We start from the raw sequence: 15,898 nt of genomic DNA on the forward strand, positions 1-15,898 counted from the left end.
CTGGCAGTTGGGCCAGCGGGACGGGCTTTCTGGCCGATGGACACCGTCGGCCGGCTGAAGTTGCTCTGCCGGAACGCCCGGCATGACGCGGCGGTCGGAGAGAGCATGCCGAATCCGAAACCACCGTCACCCGTCGGCGACAGCCTCTGGCCACCGCTACTCGCCTTTCTGGCCCTGCAACTGCTGCTGCTGGCGCCGGAATGGTGGTTGCCGGGGGGCAGCTGGCTGCAGCCCGCGATAGCGGCCGAAGCGCTCCTGGTGATGGGCCTGCTGCTCGGGCTCACCCGTCGCGAGGCGGGCTGGCTGCCGCCGCTGCTCGGCGGCGGCCTGGTGCTGGTGGTGGCCCTCGCGCTGTCGGACCTGGCCGCCTACTGGTCACTCGGACGCCCGGTAAACCTCTATCTGGATCTGCCTCTGCTCGCCTCGGTGGAGCACCTGCTCACCGGCGCCCTCGGGCGGGTCGGCGGCTGGGCCCTGCTGCTTGCCGGGGGCGTTCTTCTGCTTGGCCTGGCGGCCGGTGCGGGGCTCGCCATGCGCGCGTTGATGCGCCACCACGTCGGCCCGCGACGGCGGCTGCTGGGCGCCCTGCTGGTGGCGGCGGCGGTCGGTGTATACGCCATGCGCAACGAGTGGCCCGTGGGCCTGCACTTTGCGGCCCCGGCCGTGGACCGGGTGGCTGCCCAGGGCGAGCGCGTGCTGGCCACCGCCCGCGAGCGGGAAAGCTTCGCCCGCGCACTGGCCACGCCCTCGGCGCCGGCGGGGCCGGCGTCGTTGCAGCGGCTGCAGGGACGGGACGTGGTGCTGGCGTTCATCGAGTCCTACGGCGAGAGCGCGGTGCGCGATCCACGCTACGCGCCGGTGGTGCAGGGCGCCCTGGAGCAGCTGGCGGCGGATCTGGACGCGGCCGGGCTGTCCGTGGTCACGGGCCTGCTGCGCTCGCCGGTGCAGGGCGGGCAGTCCTGGCTCGCCCACGGCTCGCTTCTCAGCGGGCTCTGGCTGGACAACCAGCTGCGCTACGACCTCTTCCTGGCGAGCCCGCGTTCCTCCCTCATCGACGACCTCGAGGCCGCCGGTCATCACAGCGTGGCGGTGATGCCGGCGCTGACCGCAGCCTGGCCCCAGGGCCGGCTCTGGGGCTACGACGAGGTGCACGATTATGCAGCCATCGACTATGCCGGCCCGCCGCTTAACTGGGTCACCATGCCGGACCAGTACACCTGGCACTACTTCCAGCGGGCCGTGCGGGAGCCGGCGTCGGAGCCCGTATTCGCCGAGCTGGCGCTCATCAGCAGCCACGCGCCCTGGACGCCGATCCTCCCGGTGCTCCCCGACTGGTCCCGTATCGGCCGCGGCGAGGTGTTCGGGCCCTGGGCCGACGCCGGACCGAGCCCGGGAGAGCTCTGGCGTAATGCGGAACGGGTGCGCGCCCATTATGCCCAGGCCGTGGCCTACGCGCTGCGCACGGCGGGGGCCTGGAGCGGGCGCTACCTTGGCGAGGAGGCGCTGCTGATCCTGCTGGGCGATCACCAGCCGGCGCCGTTGATCACCGGCGAAGAGACCTCTCGCGCCGTGCCGGTGCATGTTGTCAGCGCCGACCCTTCCCTGCTGGCGCCGCTTCGCGAGTTCGGCTTCATGGCAGGCGTTCTCCCGCCGGAGGCGCCCAATGGCCGTCTGGACGACGTGCGCGGCTGGCTGCGGGCGGCTTACGGCGGCGGACCGGAACGCGGCGTCGCTGTGGCACCATCCACCGCGCAATGAGCAGGAGAGCAGCCATGGACATGGAGCCCATTGTCATCGTCGGCGGCGGCATGGTGGGGGCCGCCCTGGCCCGGGATCTCGGCCAGCGCGGGCTTGCGGTACGGGTGCTGGAGGCGCAGCCGCCGGCGCCTGTCGCCGCCGGCGAGCCGCCGCGCCTTCGGGTCTCCGCGCTCAATCGGCGCTCGCTGGACTACCTGGAGTCCCTGGGCGTGCGCGATCGCCTCGACCCGCGCCGACTGGCATCCTTCGATCGCGTCGAGACCTGGGATGCCGCGGGGGGTGGGCGTCTCGTCTTCGACGCCGGCGAGATCGGCCTGGATGCCTTCGGCTGCTTTCTGGAGAACGACCACCTGCAGGCAGCCCTGCTGGCAAGTCTGGAGGATACTCCCGGCGTCACCGTCGAGGCCCCCGCCCCGGAGCTCACCCTCACGGCCGATGAAAACGGCCCACGGCTGTCCATTGCCGGCCGCGGCGCCGTGCAGCCGACCCTGCTGGTGGCCGCCGATGGCGCGCGCTCCCGGGTGCGTGAGGCCGCCGGCATCGGCGTCAGCCGCGGCGATTACCGCCAGCACGCCGTGGTGGCCACGGTACGCCTCGATCCCCCGGCCGGCACGGTGACCTGGCAGCGGTTCACGCCCGAGGGTCCGCAGGCGCTGCTGCCGCTGGCGGGCGGGCTGGCATCGCTGGTGTGGTACGTGGATCCGCCCCATGCACGGGAGCTCACGGGCCGGCAGCCCGAGTCCCTGGCGCGCACGGTGGAGGCTGCCTTTCCCCCGGCCCTCGGGCGCATCACCGAGGTGCTCGCGACCGGCAGCTTCCCGATCACCCGCCTGCACGCGAATCGCTACTGGGCGGCGGGGACGGTGCTTGTCGGCGACTCTGCCCACGTCATCCATCCACTGGCGGGCCAGGGCGCGAATCTCGGCCTGCGGGACGCGGAGGCGCTGGCGCGCCGACTGGCGGAGGCCGCGGCGCGCGGCCTGCCGCCGGACCATCCACCGACCCTGCTCGCCTACGAGCGTGAGCGCCGACGTGACAACCTGCTCATGCAGCAGACCATGAGCGCCCTGCACTATGGATTCACCAGCGGTCTCGGGCCGCTGCGGCGGCTGCGCGGTCTCGGCCTGCGCGCTGCCAATGCCGCAGGTCCGCTGAAGCGCCGTGTTCTCGCCTATGCCGTCAGCGGACGCTGACCAGGAGGATCCCATGCGCTGCCTGCCGACCACATTAGCCCTTCTGGTGCTCGCGCTGCCTGCCGCCGCAGTGGAGCGCAGCGAGGAGGTGGACTTCGAGGTCGAGATCGTCGCCGAAGGCCTGGAGCACCCGTGGGCGCTCGCCTTCCTGCCGGACGGCGACATGCTGGTTACCGAGCGCCCGGGCCGTCTGCTGCGGGTGGCGCCGAATGGCAGCAGCGAGGTGATCGGGGGCGTGCCCGAGGTCATGGCGCGCAATCAGGGCGGTCTGCTGGACGTGGCGCTGCACCCGGACTTCGCGGATAACCGCCTGGTCTACCTGAGCTATTCGGAGCCGCGCCGCGGCGGCAGCGTCACCGCCGTCGGCCGCGGTGCCCTGCGCAATGGCGCACTGACAGACTTCGAGGTGATCTTCCGTGCGACGCCGCCGGTGGACAGCAGCAAGCACTTCGGCTCGCGCCTCGCGTTCGACGGCGACGGCTACCTGTTCGTCACCAGTGGCGAGCGTGGCCGGCGCGAGCACGCCCAGGCCATGGACAAGTACCACGGCAAGGTGATCCGCCTGCTGCCGGATGGCAGCATCCCCGACGGCAATCCCTACGTCGGCCAGCAGGGCGTCCAGCCCGGCATCTACAGCTACGGCCACCGCAACCCCCAGGGCATGATCGTCCACCCGCCGAGCGGCCGCATCTGGGTCAATGAGCACGGCCCCCGGGGCGGGGACGAGGTGAACATTGTCGAGCCGGGGGGCAACTACGGCTGGCCGGAGGTCACCTACGGCCGAGAATACTATGGCCCCGAGATCGGGCCCGATACCCGCCCCGACGTGGTCGACCCCATACACCAGTGGACCCCGTCCATCGCACCCTCGGGGATGGCCTGGTACCAGGGCGATGCCTTCCCCGACTGGCGGGGTGATCTGTTCGTCGGCGCCCTCGCGCTGACTCACCTGGCCCGGCTCGAGCTCGATGGCGAGCGGGTAGTGGGCGAGGAGCGCCTGCTGGAGGACCGCAACTGGCGCATCCGGGATGTACGCGCCGGGCCGGACGGCATGATCTACCTCCTGGTGGACGCCGCCGACGCGCCGCTCGTGCGCCTGGTGCCGGCGGACGGAGCCTGATCAGGCATACTGGCCGGCTGGCCTGGCCCGAATATCTCACCGATCCGCGACCGCAGCCGCGAATCGGTGAGATGCCCGGGCGTGGCCGCCACCGGCCGATGAGGGAGCCCGTAGCGAAGATGAGCCTGATCAGCCTCGAGGACGTGGAGATCGCCGTCGGCGGTCCGCCCCTGCTGGAGCACGCCAGCCTCAACGTCGAACCCGGCGAGCGGATCTGCGTGGTGGGGCGCAACGGCGCCGGCAAGTCCACGCTGCTGCGCCTGCTCGAGGGCAGCCTGACCCCGGACGCCGGGCGCGTGCGCCGGCGCGAGGGGATCAACGTGGCGCGCCTGGAGCAGGCGATCCCGAAAGGGGTCACCGGCAGTGTGTTCGACGTCGTCGCCGAGGGCGTGGGCCGGCTTGGCGCGCTGGTGGCCCGACACCACGAGCTGAGCCGGCGCCTCGCCGAGGGCGGCGAGGCGCCGGAGCTCGCCGCCGTGCATGCCGAGCTGGATGCCCATGACGGCTGGCAGCTCGACCAGCGCGTCGAGGCGGTGCTGAGCCGGCTGGGGCTGCCGGCGGAGGCGCCGTTCGAGAGCCTGTCCGGCGGGCTCAGTCGGCGCGTGCTGCTCGCGCGGGCGCTGGTCTCCCGGCCAGACGTGCTGCTGCTCGACGAGCCCACCAACCACCTGGACATCGATGCCATCGCCTGGCTGGAGGACTTCCTGCGGGAGTTCGGCGGCAGCCTTGTGTTCGTCACCCATGACCGCGCGTTCCTGCGCGCGCTGGCGACCCGCATCGTCGAGATCGACCGCGGCCGGCTCACCAGCTGGCCCGGGGACTACGACGACTACCTCCGCCGCAAGGCCGAGCGCGCCCATGCCGAGGCTCAGGAGAACGAGCGGCTGGACCGCCGACTCGCTCAGGAGGAGGCCTGGATCCGCCAGGGCATCAAGGCCCGACGCACCCGCAACGAGGGTCGTGTGCGCGCGCTCCAGGCGCTGCGCCGGGAGGCCGCGGAGCGGCGCAGCGGTCCCGGCCAGGCGCGGCTTACGGTGGCCGAGGCGGAGCGCTCCGGGCGCCTGGTGGCCGAGGCGGAGCATGTGGACTACCGCATCGACGGCAGGCCCCTGGTGCGGGACTTCAGCACGCGCATCCTGCGCGGTGACCGGATCGGCATCATCGGCCCCAACGGCTCCGGCAAGACCACGCTGCTACGCCTGCTGCTCGGCGAGATCACGCCGGATCGTGGCCATGTGCGGCTCGGCACGCGGCTGGAGGTGGCCTACTTCGACCAGCACCGCGCCGTGCTGGACGAGTCCCTCAGCGCGCGCGACAACGTCGCCGGCGGCGAGGAGTTCCTGGACCTCGGCGACGGCCGCCGGCGCCACGTCATGGGCTACCTGCAGGACTTCCTGTTCACCCCGGAGCGGGCGCACGCCCCCATCAGTGCGCTCTCCGGCGGCGAGCGCAACCGCCTGCTCCTGGCGCGGCTGTTCGCGCGCCCCTCCAATCTGCTGGTGCTGGACGAGCCCACCAACGATCTCGACGTGGAGACCCTGGAGCTGCTGGAGGAGCGGCTGATGGACTACCCAGGGACGCTGCTGCTGGTCTCCCATGACCGGGCGTTCCTCGACAACGTGGTCACCAGCACCCTGGTGCTGGAGGGCGGGGGCCGGGTCGGCGAGTACGTCGGCGGCTACAGCGACTGGCTGCGCCAGCGGCCCGCCCCGGCGGCGACGCCGGCTCGGGCCACGGCGGGCAGCCGGGAGCCCCAGCGCCCGCGCGGGCGCGGCGGCAAGCTGAGCTACAAGGATGCGCTGGAGCTGGAGGCCCTGCCGGAGCGGATCGAGACGCTGGAGGCGGCACTGGAGCGGGCCACGGCCGCAGTCAATGACCCGAACCTGTACGAGCGTGGCCGTGCCGCCGTCGAGGCCGCCACCGCGGAGCTCGAAAGGGTGCAGACCGAGCTCGAGCAGGCCTACGAGCGTTGGGAGCGGCTGGAGGCCGAGCGCGAGCGCCTCGCTGGCGGAGGCTGACCGTGAGCGGGAGCGCGCCTACGGAAGCCCCCAGGGTACCCGCCGCCGAATGCCACGCGGAGATCACGGTGAGGCGCAGCCGGTTCGTCGCCGTGGCGGCGCCGGCAGCCGACCGGAGCGCGGCGCGGGGCGTGGTGGCGAGTGCGCAGGACCGGCATCCGGGCGCCACGCACCACTGCTGGGCCTGGCAGGGGCAGGGCAGTGCGGCCTCCAGCGACGACGGCGAGCCCGGCGGTACCGCGGGGCGGCCCATCCTGGGCGTCATCGGCCACAAGGGCATCAGTGATGTGGTGGTCGTGGTGAGCCGCTATTTCGGCGGGGTGAAACTCGGCGCCGGCGGACTGGTGCGCGCCTATGCCGGCGCGGCGGAGGCAGTGCTCGCCGACCTGCCGGTGGTGACGGCGGTGCCCATGGCACGCCTGGAGCTCGCGCTCGGTTTCGCCGATGAGCAGCCGCTAAGGCACTGGCTAGCGTGCCAGGACGGCGCCGAATTGCAGCAGCTGGAATACGGCGAGGGAGTCACTGCGAGGGTCACTCTGCCGGCGGCAGCGGTGAGCGAGCTGCTGGCCTGGTCCGGGGCGCGGGGCGTCAGTTGCCGGCAGCTCGACGACGCGCCGGCTGCTGGCTGACCTCGCCCGCGGCCGGACGCTGGCGAGCGCGGTCCGGGCGCATGGCCGTCGCGTGCTCATGGGGTGGCAGCCCCCGCGCCAGGGCCTCGGCCTCGCGCGCCTTGCGGGCCGCTTTCTTGGCCTTGCGGGCGTGCTTGCGGGCCTTCTTCCAGGCCCTGCGGGCGGCCTTTGCGGCGTCATGGTCCACCACCGGCAGTGGCGCGTCCGCTGTGAGGGCAGGGGTACCGAGATCGAGGCTGTTGGCCGCCACGCGCACGGGGCTGGCCGGCGCGTGACGCGCGGCGAGCGCGCCGGCCTGCTTCTTCGCCTTGCGCCGGGCCTTCTTGCTGGGGATGGCCTGATCGCCGAGGGCGGTCACCCGGGCGGCGGCCTGGGTCACAACGTGGCGCCTCTCGGCCTTGTCCATCCGCTTCCAGCGTTTCTTCTCCGTGCGCAGCCGGCCGCAGGACAGGCAAAGCCCGTCGTTGAACTTGCACACCCCGGTACACGGATTGGAAGCGGCACCCATGCAGGCTCCTCGATGCGGCCAGGAATACGAATAACTAGCGTTGCCTACTTCACCGGACTGCGCAACCCTGCGGCCGGTTCCTGCCCGGTTGGCAATCCCGCCCGCGGCGGCGGCGTGGCGGATTCCCTGAGGCGCGGTGAGCTGTTAGTCTCCCCTGGTCGCGTCACGGCGCGACGACCCATGGCGGAGGCGCCGGTCCCCCCGCGACGATAAGCTGCGAACCCCGTCAGGCCCGGAAGGGAGCAGCGGTAGCAGTGGATTCGGGCGCCGGGGTGTGGCTGGCGCCGACGCCTCCATTACCCGCCTGAAGTCCCACCGGGCGATGCTACAATCCTCGCCCCGGCAGCGTTCCAGCTCAGGCACCGCATGACCTACCAGGTCCTCGCTCGGAAATGGCGCCCCCGCAGCTTTGCGGAGATGGTCGGGCAGTCCCACGTCCTGCGGGCGCTGGGCAACGGCCTTGCCAACGGGCGGCTGCACCATGCGTATCTGTTCACCGGTACCCGCGGCGTCGGCAAGACCACCGTGGCGCGCATCCTCGCCAAGTGCCTGAACTGCGAGCGCGACGGCGTCACCGCCGAGCCCTGCGGCACCTGCGATGCCTGCCGCGAGATCGACCAGGGCCGGTTCGTCGACCTGATCGAGGTGGACGCCGCCTCGCGCACCAAGGTCGAGGACACCCGCGATCTGCTGGACAACGTCCAGTACGCGCCGACGCGGGGCCGCTTCAAGATCTATCTGGTGGACGAGGTCCACATGCTCTCGGCACACAGCTTCAACGCGTTGCTGAAGACGCTGGAGGAGCCGCCGCCCCATGTGAAGTTCCTGCTGGCGACGACGGACCCGCAGAAGCTGCCGGTGACCATCCTCTCGCGCTGCCTGCAGTTCAACCTGAAGCACCTGCCGGCGACGGTCATTCGCGAGCAGCTCGCGCGCATCGCCGAGGCGGAGGGAATCAGCGCCGAGCCCGAGGCCCTGCGCCGGCTCGCCCGGGCCGCGGACGGCAGCATGCGCGACGCCCTGAGCCTCATGGACCAGGCTATCGCCTTCGGCGGCGGCGCCCTCGGCGAGGACGAGGTGCGCGAGATGCTCGGCACCCTGGAGCAGGAGTTCGTGCTGGAGCTGCTGGAGGCGCTGGCGGATCAGGACGGCCCGGCGCTGCTGGCCGTGGTGGAGCGCATGGCCGAGCGGGCGCCGGATTTCGGTGATGCCCTGGCGGAGCTGCTGGCCCTGCTCCACCAGATGAGCCTGGCGCAGCATGTGCCCGAGGCGGTGGCGGAGGACCTGCCCGGCCGGGAGCGGCTGCTCGCCCTTGCCGAGCGCCTGGCGCCAGAGGCGGTGCAGCTCTTCTACCAGATCGCGCTCACGGGTCGGCGCGATCTGCCGCTGGCGCCGGATCCGCGCACCGGCTTCGAGATGACGCTGCTGCGCATGCTGGCCTTCGAGCCGGCGGCCGTGGAGCCGCCGGTTGAGCATGACGGCGGGACCCGGGCGAGGTCGCCACAGACCCCGCAGCAGGCGCCCGCGGCCCCGGCCTCCACGCCGGCCAGCGGGGCCCGCCGCGCCACCGCACACGGCGCTGCCAGCGCGTCGGCAGCGGGCGGGACGGCAACAGCCGTGGCGGAGCGCCAGGGGGCGCCGGACCCAGCGGCGGCCTCGCCAGCCGAGCCAGCGCCGGCCCCATCCTCGGCCGCTGCCGACGAGCCGCCACCCGCCGCGGCCAGGGACTTGCCGCCGTCGGGGCCGCCGGTCGCGGAGCGCGGCCCCGCCGGCGGCGAGGACGGGGAAGGCGTCGACTGGCACGGCCTGGTGGCGCGCCTGCGCCTCGGCGGCATGGCGCATGCGCTGGCAAGCCATTGCGACTGGGCCGGCCGCGAGGGCGACCGCGTCCGCCTGCGCATCGATGCGGGGCATGCGCATCTGCTCAACCCCTCCATGCAGGAGCGCCTGCGCGCCGCGCTCGCGCGGCACTTCCAGGCCGAACTGCAGCTCAGTATCGATGTCGGCGAGGTAAGCGCGGAGACACCGGCGGAGGCACAAAGCCGGAGCTCGGCGGCGCGCGCCGAGGCCGCGCGCGAGGCCATCGAGCGCGACCCGAACGTGCTTGCGCTGCGCGAGACCTTCGGCGCCGAGGTCATCCCGGATTCCATTCGTCCGGCGGACTGACGCCGGGCGGGCCATACCCAAGGATTCCCACACGGAGAACCAGCCATGCGAGGCGGAATCGGCAACCTGATGAAGCAGGCCCAGAAGATGCAGGAGGAGATGCAGAAGGCTCAGGAGGAGCTGGCGGAGATGGAGGTCACCGGGCAGGCCGGCGGCGGCATGGTGTCCGTCGTCATGACCGGACGCCACGAGGTGCGCCGCGTGAGCATCGACGAGAGCGTCTACGACGACCGCGAGATGGTCGAGGACCTGGTGGCGGCGGCCTGCAACGATGCCGTGCAGAAGCTCGAGCACGTCACCAAGGAGAAGATGTCGGGTCTCACCGAGGGCATGGGCCTGCCCCCGGGCATGAAGCTGCCCTTCTGAGGCGCCGATGGCGTTCTCTCCTCTCGTTCGCGAGCTCATGGAGGCGCTTCGCTGTCTGCCCGGCGTGGGCCCGAAGTCGGCACAGCGAATGACCTTCCAGCTCCTCCAGCGTGACCGCGGCGGCGCCCGGCGGCTCGCCGAGGCACTCGCGGCCGCTGCCGACGGCGTGGGCGAGTGCCGGGAGTGCCGCACCCTCACCGAGGAGCCGGTTTGCGCGATCTGCGCGAGCCCCCGGCGCGAGCGCTCGTTGCTCTGCATCGTCGAGAACCCGGCAGACGTGAGCGCCGTCGAGGAGGCCACGGACTACGGCGGCCTGTATTTCGTGCTCAAGGGCCGGCTCTCGCCGCTGGACGGCATCGGTCCCGCCGAGCTCGGGCTGGACGCACTCGAGTCCCGCTTCGCCGGCGGCGAGGTGCGCGAGATCATCCTGGCCACCAACCCCACGGTGGAGGGGGAGGCCACGGCCCAGTACGTGGCCGAAATGGCCCGCGCCCGCGGCATCGTGGTGAGCCGCATCGCCCACGGCGTGCCGGTGGGCGGTGACCTCGAATACGTCGACAGCGGCACGCTCTCCCACGCCTTTGCGGGGCGTCGCGAGTACCGCTAGCGTTTGTCCGTCTATCTCACCGACCCGCGGCTGCGGGCTGGCTCTCCGGCATGGGCCAAACGGGACACGGGACGGCGTTTGCCGGCAAGTCAAGGGCTTGACCCGCACCACCCGACTCCATCACGGTTAGCCGGGCAGCGGCGCTGCCTGTCCCTCCCGAGGGCCGCACGAGGCGGGCCCATAAACTACTTTTATGGGGTATGGCAGTCGCTTGGGGCGGCGATGGCTGCGCCTCGGGCTCTGCGTGGGGATGTCCGTTCCGGGCAGCGGGTGGTGCCAGCGCAGCTGAAGTCCGGGCGCTTGCCGGCAGTACCCTGCAACACAGGACGCAAGGGAGACCGATCATGTTCAGAAAAATCATGGTGCCGGTGGATCTGGCGCATACCGAGGCCATCACGCCGGCGCTGACCGCCGCCGCGGACCTCGCGCGCCACTACGGGGCCGAGGTCTGCTACGTAGGGGTCACGGCCACCACGCCGGGCAGCGTGGCGCGCACGCCGGAGGAGTACGCCCACAAGCTGCAGGCCTTTGCCGAGGATCAGAAGAGTGAGCATGGACAGGCCGTGTCCTCCCACTGCATCACCTCGCCGGATCCGGTGGCGGACCTGGATGACACCCTGATCCACGCCATCGATGAGGTGGGCGCGGATCTGGTGGTCATGGCGACCCATCTGCCGCGGCATCTGGATGCGGTCATGCCCGCCCACGGCGGCAAGATCGCCACCCATACGGACGTGTCCGTGTTCCTCGTTCGCCCGCCGGCCGGCCAGGCGTAGGCGGACGCAGGCGCAGAAGAACTACACGACAGCCTCATCAAGGGAGCCCTATCGTGAGTACGCATACCGATACCGAAAATGCCCACGCCTCGGCCGGATCCGAGGGGGTGCCGGCCCCGGAGGGCCCGGCCAACCTCATCGACACCGATTACGTCATCGGCCAGGACAACATCGCCACCAAGGCACTCGGCGTCGACGTCGACCTGCACGGCAAGGTTTTCACCATCTCGTCGCTGCTGATCCTGTTCTTCGTGATCATCACGCTGGCGCTGCAGGATCAGGCGGGTGCGGTATTCGAGGGGACACGCCAGTGGGTCCTCGATAACTTTGCCTGGTTCTTTCTCTTCTCAGCCAACATTTTCGTCGTCCTTGCTATCGTGCTGATCTTCACGCCCTTGGCCAGAGTGAGGATCGGCGGGGCTCACGCCAAACCGGACTTCAGCTACGCGGGCTGGTTCGCGATGCTGTTCGCGGCGGGCATGGGCATCGGGCTGATGTTCTACGCCGTTTCCGAGCCCATCACCCACTTTGGTACGTCTCTCGATGGTGGGGCCTGGGCGCCGCTGGGGGCGGCCGAGGGCGACGAGCAGGCCGCCAAGTCGCTCGGTATGGCAGCGACGATCTTCCATTGGGGCCTGCACCCCTGGGGCATCTATGCCGTCGTGGCGCTGGCCCTGGCCCTGTTCTCCTACAACAAGGGACTACCGCTGACCATGCGCTCGATCTTCTACCCGGTCCTCGGGGAGCGCGTGTGGGGCTGGCCCGGGCACGTGATCGATATTCTGGCGGTGTTCGCGACGCTCTTCGGCCTTGCGACCTCCCTCGGCATCGGCGCCACCCAGGCCGCCGCTGGGCTGGAATACCTGTTCGACATACCCGCCAATAACGTCACCATGGTGTTCCTGATCATGGGCATCACTCTGGTGGCTCTCGGCTCCATCCTGCTCGGGGTGGCCAAGGGCGTGCAGCGGCTGTCGCAGATCAATATGGGGCTCGCAGCGCTGCTCATGGTGTTCGTGATCCTGGTCGGGCCCACGCTGCTCATCGCGGCCGGCTTCTTCCAGAATCTCGGGTCCTACGCTGTCAACCTTCCAGCGCTGTCCAATCCATTCGGCCGTGAGGACCAGAACTTCATGGGCGGCTGGACGGCCTTCTACTGGGCGTGGTGGATCTCCTGGTCACCCTTCGTCGGCATGTTCATCGCACGGGTCAGCCGCGGGCGGACCGTGCGGGAGTTCCTGATCGCCGTGCTGCTGGTGCCTTCCGTGATCTCGGTGCTCTGGATGACGGCGTTCGGCGAGACCGCGATCAACCAGTACGTGGCCGAGGGCTTCGAGGGCGTGCGCAATGCAAGCCTCGAGCTGCAGCTCTTCGAGATGCTCGGGCAGCTCCCGCTGGCCGCGATCACCTCGTTCGTCGGCATCGTGCTGGTGATGGTGTTCTTCATCACCTCGTCCGACTCCGGGTCGCTGGTGATCGACGCCATCACGGCCGGCGGCAAGGTGGACGCACCCAAGCCCCAGCGGGTGTTCTGGGCGCTGATAGAGGGCGCGATCGCCATCGCCCTGCTACTTGGTGGCGGGCTCACCGCCCTGCAGGCGGCGGTTATCTCCACTGGCCTGCCGTTCACGGTGGTGCTGCTAGTTGCCTGCTACGCCATCGTCAAGGGCCTGATGGACGAGCCTCGGGCGGTCTGACGGCGATCCCACGATCGCATCAAGAAAAAGGCGGCCTGCGGGCCGCCTTTTTTTGGGGGCATGGCGGTGGTGTCCCTGGAAATCGGAAGCCGCTGGCTTCGCGACGGATGTCGACTGCAGGAGCGGCGCCCGAGCTGCGAATCCGGACTCCGGCAGAGGGCCCGCAGGAAGGGCTCCGGTCCCGCAGGCAGCGGCAACCCGGAGGCTCGCAGGCGACTCAGCACCAGAGCTCGCCGAGGGGCGTCTCCGGGCCGAGCCGATGCCGGATCTGGGCCTGCAGGAGCTCGGCGGTTGCGATGGCGTCCACCAGCGCGCTATGGGCCTGGTAGGCGGGGAGATGGTAGCGCTCGCGGCTGTCCCCGAGGCGTATCGAGAGAGGATCGTGGCCGAGACGCTGGCGCAGCCGTGCACGCCAGGAGAGGCGATGGCGTTTCGCCTCCAGCACCATGGTGTCGATCAGCGGGAAGAACAGATCCTCGCCGAGCCGCGCGACGACCGCCGCATTCAGGAAACGCCGCTCGATGCGGTGGTAGTGCACCACGGGGACGCGGCCGGCCATGGTGGCGAGCAGCTCCGGCAGGATTTCGCCGAGATCCGGAGCATTCTCGATGTCGCTGTGGGTAATGTGGTGGAAGGTCACCGAGAGGTCTTCCAGCGCTCGCGGCGGATGCACCACCCAGTGCCGGCGCTCGGCGAGCCGGATGCGATCCAGCGTGAACGGCACCAGCCCGATGCTGACGATGGCGTGCTGGTCCGGGTCGAGGCCGGTGGTCTCCATGTCCATCGCCACCATGGGTGCCTCGGCGATGGGCGTCTCCGGGGCGGGCAGGGGTGTCGCGTAATACGCGCGCAGCACGTCGCTGCGGGTGTTCTCCGCCCGGCGTCGGAAGTAATCCGGCCACTGGTGCGTTGTTTCGGGGCGGCCGCGATGCAGGGAAGACATACGTAAGAGGATAGGCCCTCAGCTGGCCCGCGCCGGCAGCGGATATCGGAAGCGCAGGAACTTCTGGGCGTTGCTCAGCACCTGGAAGGCCTCCTTGAGGTTGCGCCGGTCGCTGTCCGAAACGTTCTCCGGGATCACGTTGTTGTCGGGCTCACGATCGTGCTCGATGTCGAACACCTGGTGGCGGATGCGCGTGATGCTCAGGAACTCCAGCGCGTAGCGCAGCCGGTCGCTCACCCCTGGGCCGAGCAGCTGGGTGCGGTCGATTTCGTCCAGGCGCCGGAACGAGTTCTGGGCGCGTGAGCCGCAGGCGAGCGCATGCACGCGGATCAGGTCCGTGAGCGGCGCCGTGCCCCGGCGCTTGATGTTGATGGAGTTGTTGTGCTTGCCATCCTGCTCCATCACGAAATCCCGGAAGAAGCCGAGCGGCGGCGTGCGGTTGAGGGCATTGCGCGCCATGGCGGCGAGAAACCGCTCGTGCTGTGGCGCCTTTTCCGCCACCAGATCCTGCAGCGCCTCCACCAGCCGGTTGTCGCCATGGCAGGTATCCAGGTCGAAGAAGATGTTCGCGTGCAGCAGCCGTTCCGGCGTGGGCTGCTCGATCCAGCTCGTGAAATAGCGCTTCCACTTGTCCAGCGGCTGGCGCCAGCGGGCGTTGGTGGCCATCACGCCGCCCTTGCAGTAGCTGTAGCCGCAGGCGGCGAGCCCGTCACTCACGCGCTTGCCAAGCAGGTAGAAGTACTCGTCGTGCTGCTTGGGGTTGAAATCGTCCGAGAGCACCAGGGCGTTGTCCTGGTCGGTGACCAGGGTCTGCTCGTTACGCGCCATCGAGCCGAGCGCCATGAAGCAGTAGGGCACCGGGGGCGGGCCCAGCTCCTCCTCGGCGAGCTCCAGCAGGCGGCGGGTGAAGCTGCGGCCGATGGTGGAGAGCGCACTGCCCACCATCTGCGAGTCGGCGCCGTCGCGCACCATGCGGGTGAAGGCCGCGCGCACGTCCGGCAGCAGCTCCGCAAGCCCGGCGGCGCTCTTCTGGCTGAAGATGTTGTCGACGAGATAGAGGCTGCTGCGGGTCTCGTAGCGGATGATGTCCGCCAGCGTGACGATGCCGATGGGCCGGCGCCGGTGGACCACCGGCAGGTGGTGCACGTTGTTGCGCAGCATGCAGAGCATGGCCTCGTACACCGATTCGTCTGACTGGATGGCAACCAGCCGCTCCCGCACCAGCTCGCTGAGGGCCGTCTCCGGCGCCAGGCCGGCGGCGACCACCCGGGCGCGGAAGTCATAGTCGGTAATGATGCCGCGCACCTGCCAGAGCCGGCCCTCGCTGTCGGCGTAGGTGTAGCGCGGGTTGTCGCCGGCGGCATCGACGATGAGCGCCGCCTCGGCATCCTGAGCGTTCATCCGCCGGGCGGCGTCCTGGATGCTGTCTGTCATCTCCACGATCAACGGCGGCCGCGCGATGAGCTTGCGCACCCGGGTGATCATCATGTCGTTGTTCTTGCGCTGATCCTCCACCGCTGCCTGCAGGCGGGGACGGCCGAGCTCGACGAAGTCGGCGAAGTGGTCCTCGCCCTCGCAGAGCTTCTGGAACACCTCTTCAGGGATGAAGTAGATCAGCGTGTCCTCGATGGCCACCGCCGGGAAGCGCACCCGATTGCCGCGCATGAGGCTGTAGTGGCCGAAGATGTCGCCCTCGCCGAGCCGGTCGTAGAGAGCGCCCGTGCGCCGGTAGACCTCCACGGCACCGCTGCGCACGTAACAGAGGTGCCCGATGGCCTGGCCGTCCTCGAGGATGGCCGTGCCAGCCCGGAAGTACGCCACCTCGATGCTGCCGGCGACCTCGTCCAGCAGCTCGTCGGAGATCCGGTCGAACGGTGGAAACCGCCCCATGTGCTGGCGGATCTCGAAGAGTTCGGGGTCCATCGGGCGTGCCTCGGGGTTCGGTGCGGGTAGACGTGCAGTGTGCTGATCGGGGCGTGGCGTGTGAAGGTGGGCGCGCGCTGGGCACGCAGTTCAAAGTTCTCAGTGCAAAGTTCAAAGGAAGAACTCGGACCAGGCGGCGGGTTCTCGGTCTTTGAACTCTGAACTGAGGACTTTGAACTAACTCGAGCCCTATC

13 protein-coding genes and 1 other RNA gene are annotated in these 15,898 nt (G+C 70.3%); 11 read left to right on the forward strand and 3 right to left on the reverse strand.

The genetic code is table 11. The features are described from left to right. Nucleotides 1-105 precede the first annotated feature (105 nt). The 5 genes from LMH63_RS09400 (at nucleotide 106) to LMH63_RS09420 (ending at nucleotide 6,718) form a co-directional block, all read left to right on the forward strand. Nucleotides 106-1,758, forward strand: a complete 1,653-nt coding sequence (locus LMH63_RS09400; protein ID WP_146205191.1) for an alkaline phosphatase family protein — start codon at nucleotides 106-108, stop codon at nucleotides 1,756-1,758. Nucleotides 1,759-1,772: 14 nt separating this feature from the next. Further along, a complete protein-coding gene (locus tag LMH63_RS09405) occupies nucleotides 1,773-2,951 on the forward strand; it encodes an FAD-dependent oxidoreductase (RefSeq protein ID WP_158280334.1) in 1,179 nt (392 codons plus the stop codon). Between the two features lie 13 nt (nucleotides 2,952-2,964). Then, on the forward strand, nucleotides 2,965-4,071 hold the full coding sequence (locus LMH63_RS09410) for a PQQ-dependent sugar dehydrogenase (RefSeq protein WP_109677812.1): 1,107 nt from the start codon (nucleotides 2,965-2,967) through the stop codon (nucleotides 4,069-4,071). Nucleotides 4,072-4,190: 119 nt separating this feature from the next. Then, a complete protein-coding gene (locus LMH63_RS09415) occupies nucleotides 4,191-6,089 on the forward strand; it encodes an ATP-binding cassette domain-containing protein (RefSeq protein WP_109677814.1) in 1,899 nt (632 codons plus the stop codon). Nucleotides 6,090-6,157: 68 nt separating this feature from the next. Beyond that, nucleotides 6,158-6,718, forward strand: coding sequence for an IMPACT family protein (locus LMH63_RS09420; RefSeq protein WP_229332775.1), 561 nt, complete (start codon nucleotides 6,158-6,160; stop codon nucleotides 6,716-6,718). Here the strand turns inward: LMH63_RS09420 and LMH63_RS09425 are convergent. Then, nucleotides 6,678-7,226 carry a DUF1289 domain-containing protein gene (locus LMH63_RS09425; protein WP_109677818.1) on the reverse strand — a complete coding sequence of 183 codons (549 nt, stop codon included), beginning with the start codon at nucleotides 7,224-7,226 and terminating at the stop codon, nucleotides 6,678-6,680. The genes LMH63_RS09420 and LMH63_RS09425 overlap by 41 nt on opposite strands. A 190-nt stretch (nucleotides 7,227-7,416) precedes the next feature. On the opposite strand from LMH63_RS09425, the gene ffs reads away from it, so the two are divergent. From ffs to LMH63_RS09455, 6 genes are all read left to right on the forward strand, one after another. Continuing rightward, an RNA gene (ffs, locus tag LMH63_RS09430) (signal recognition particle sRNA small type) lies at nucleotides 7,417-7,513 on the forward strand. Nucleotides 7,514-7,592: 79 nt separating this feature from the next. Further along, on the forward strand, nucleotides 7,593-9,392 hold the full coding sequence (gene dnaX / locus LMH63_RS09435) for a DNA polymerase III subunit gamma/tau (protein WP_109677820.1): 1,800 nt from the start codon (nucleotides 7,593-7,595) through the stop codon (nucleotides 9,390-9,392). Between the two features lie 45 nt (nucleotides 9,393-9,437). After that, nucleotides 9,438-9,758, forward strand: coding sequence for a YbaB/EbfC family nucleoid-associated protein (locus LMH63_RS09440; protein WP_109677822.1), 321 nt, complete (start codon nucleotides 9,438-9,440; stop codon nucleotides 9,756-9,758). Between the two features lie 7 nt (nucleotides 9,759-9,765). Next, nucleotides 9,766-10,365 (forward strand): recombination mediator RecR, encoded by a 600-nt coding sequence (gene recR, locus LMH63_RS09445; protein ID WP_109677824.1) that lies wholly within the window; start codon nucleotides 9,766-9,768, stop codon nucleotides 10,363-10,365. A 344-nt stretch (nucleotides 10,366-10,709) separates the two neighbouring features. Then, complete coding sequence (locus tag LMH63_RS09450; RefSeq protein WP_109677826.1) at nucleotides 10,710-11,141, forward strand: universal stress protein; 432 nt, start codon at nucleotides 10,710-10,712, stop codon at nucleotides 11,139-11,141. A 53-nt stretch (nucleotides 11,142-11,194) separates the two neighbouring features. Beyond that, nucleotides 11,195-12,838, forward strand: coding sequence for a BCCT family transporter (locus LMH63_RS09455; RefSeq protein WP_109677828.1), 1,644 nt, complete (start codon nucleotides 11,195-11,197; stop codon nucleotides 12,836-12,838). A gap of 217 nt (nucleotides 12,839-13,055) precedes the next feature. Here the strand turns inward: LMH63_RS09455 and LMH63_RS09460 are convergent, their stop codons facing one another. Together LMH63_RS09460 and LMH63_RS09465 are read right to left on the reverse strand one after the other, a co-directional pair. Beyond that, nucleotides 13,056-13,694: a 3'-5' exonuclease gene (locus LMH63_RS09460; protein WP_229332776.1), complete on the reverse strand. Its 639-nt coding sequence runs from the start codon at nucleotides 13,692-13,694 to the stop codon at nucleotides 13,056-13,058. A 105-nt stretch (nucleotides 13,695-13,799) separates the two neighbouring features. Further along, a complete protein-coding gene (locus LMH63_RS09465) occupies nucleotides 13,800-15,704 on the reverse strand; it encodes a DUF294 nucleotidyltransferase-like domain-containing protein (RefSeq protein ID WP_109677832.1) in 1,905 nt (634 codons plus the stop codon). Nucleotides 15,705-15,898: the final 194 nt, after the last annotated feature.

The organism is Spiribacter halobius, assembly GCF_020883455.1.
Lineage (GTDB): Bacteria > Pseudomonadota > Gammaproteobacteria > Nitrococcales > Nitrococcaceae > Sediminicurvatus > Sediminicurvatus halobius.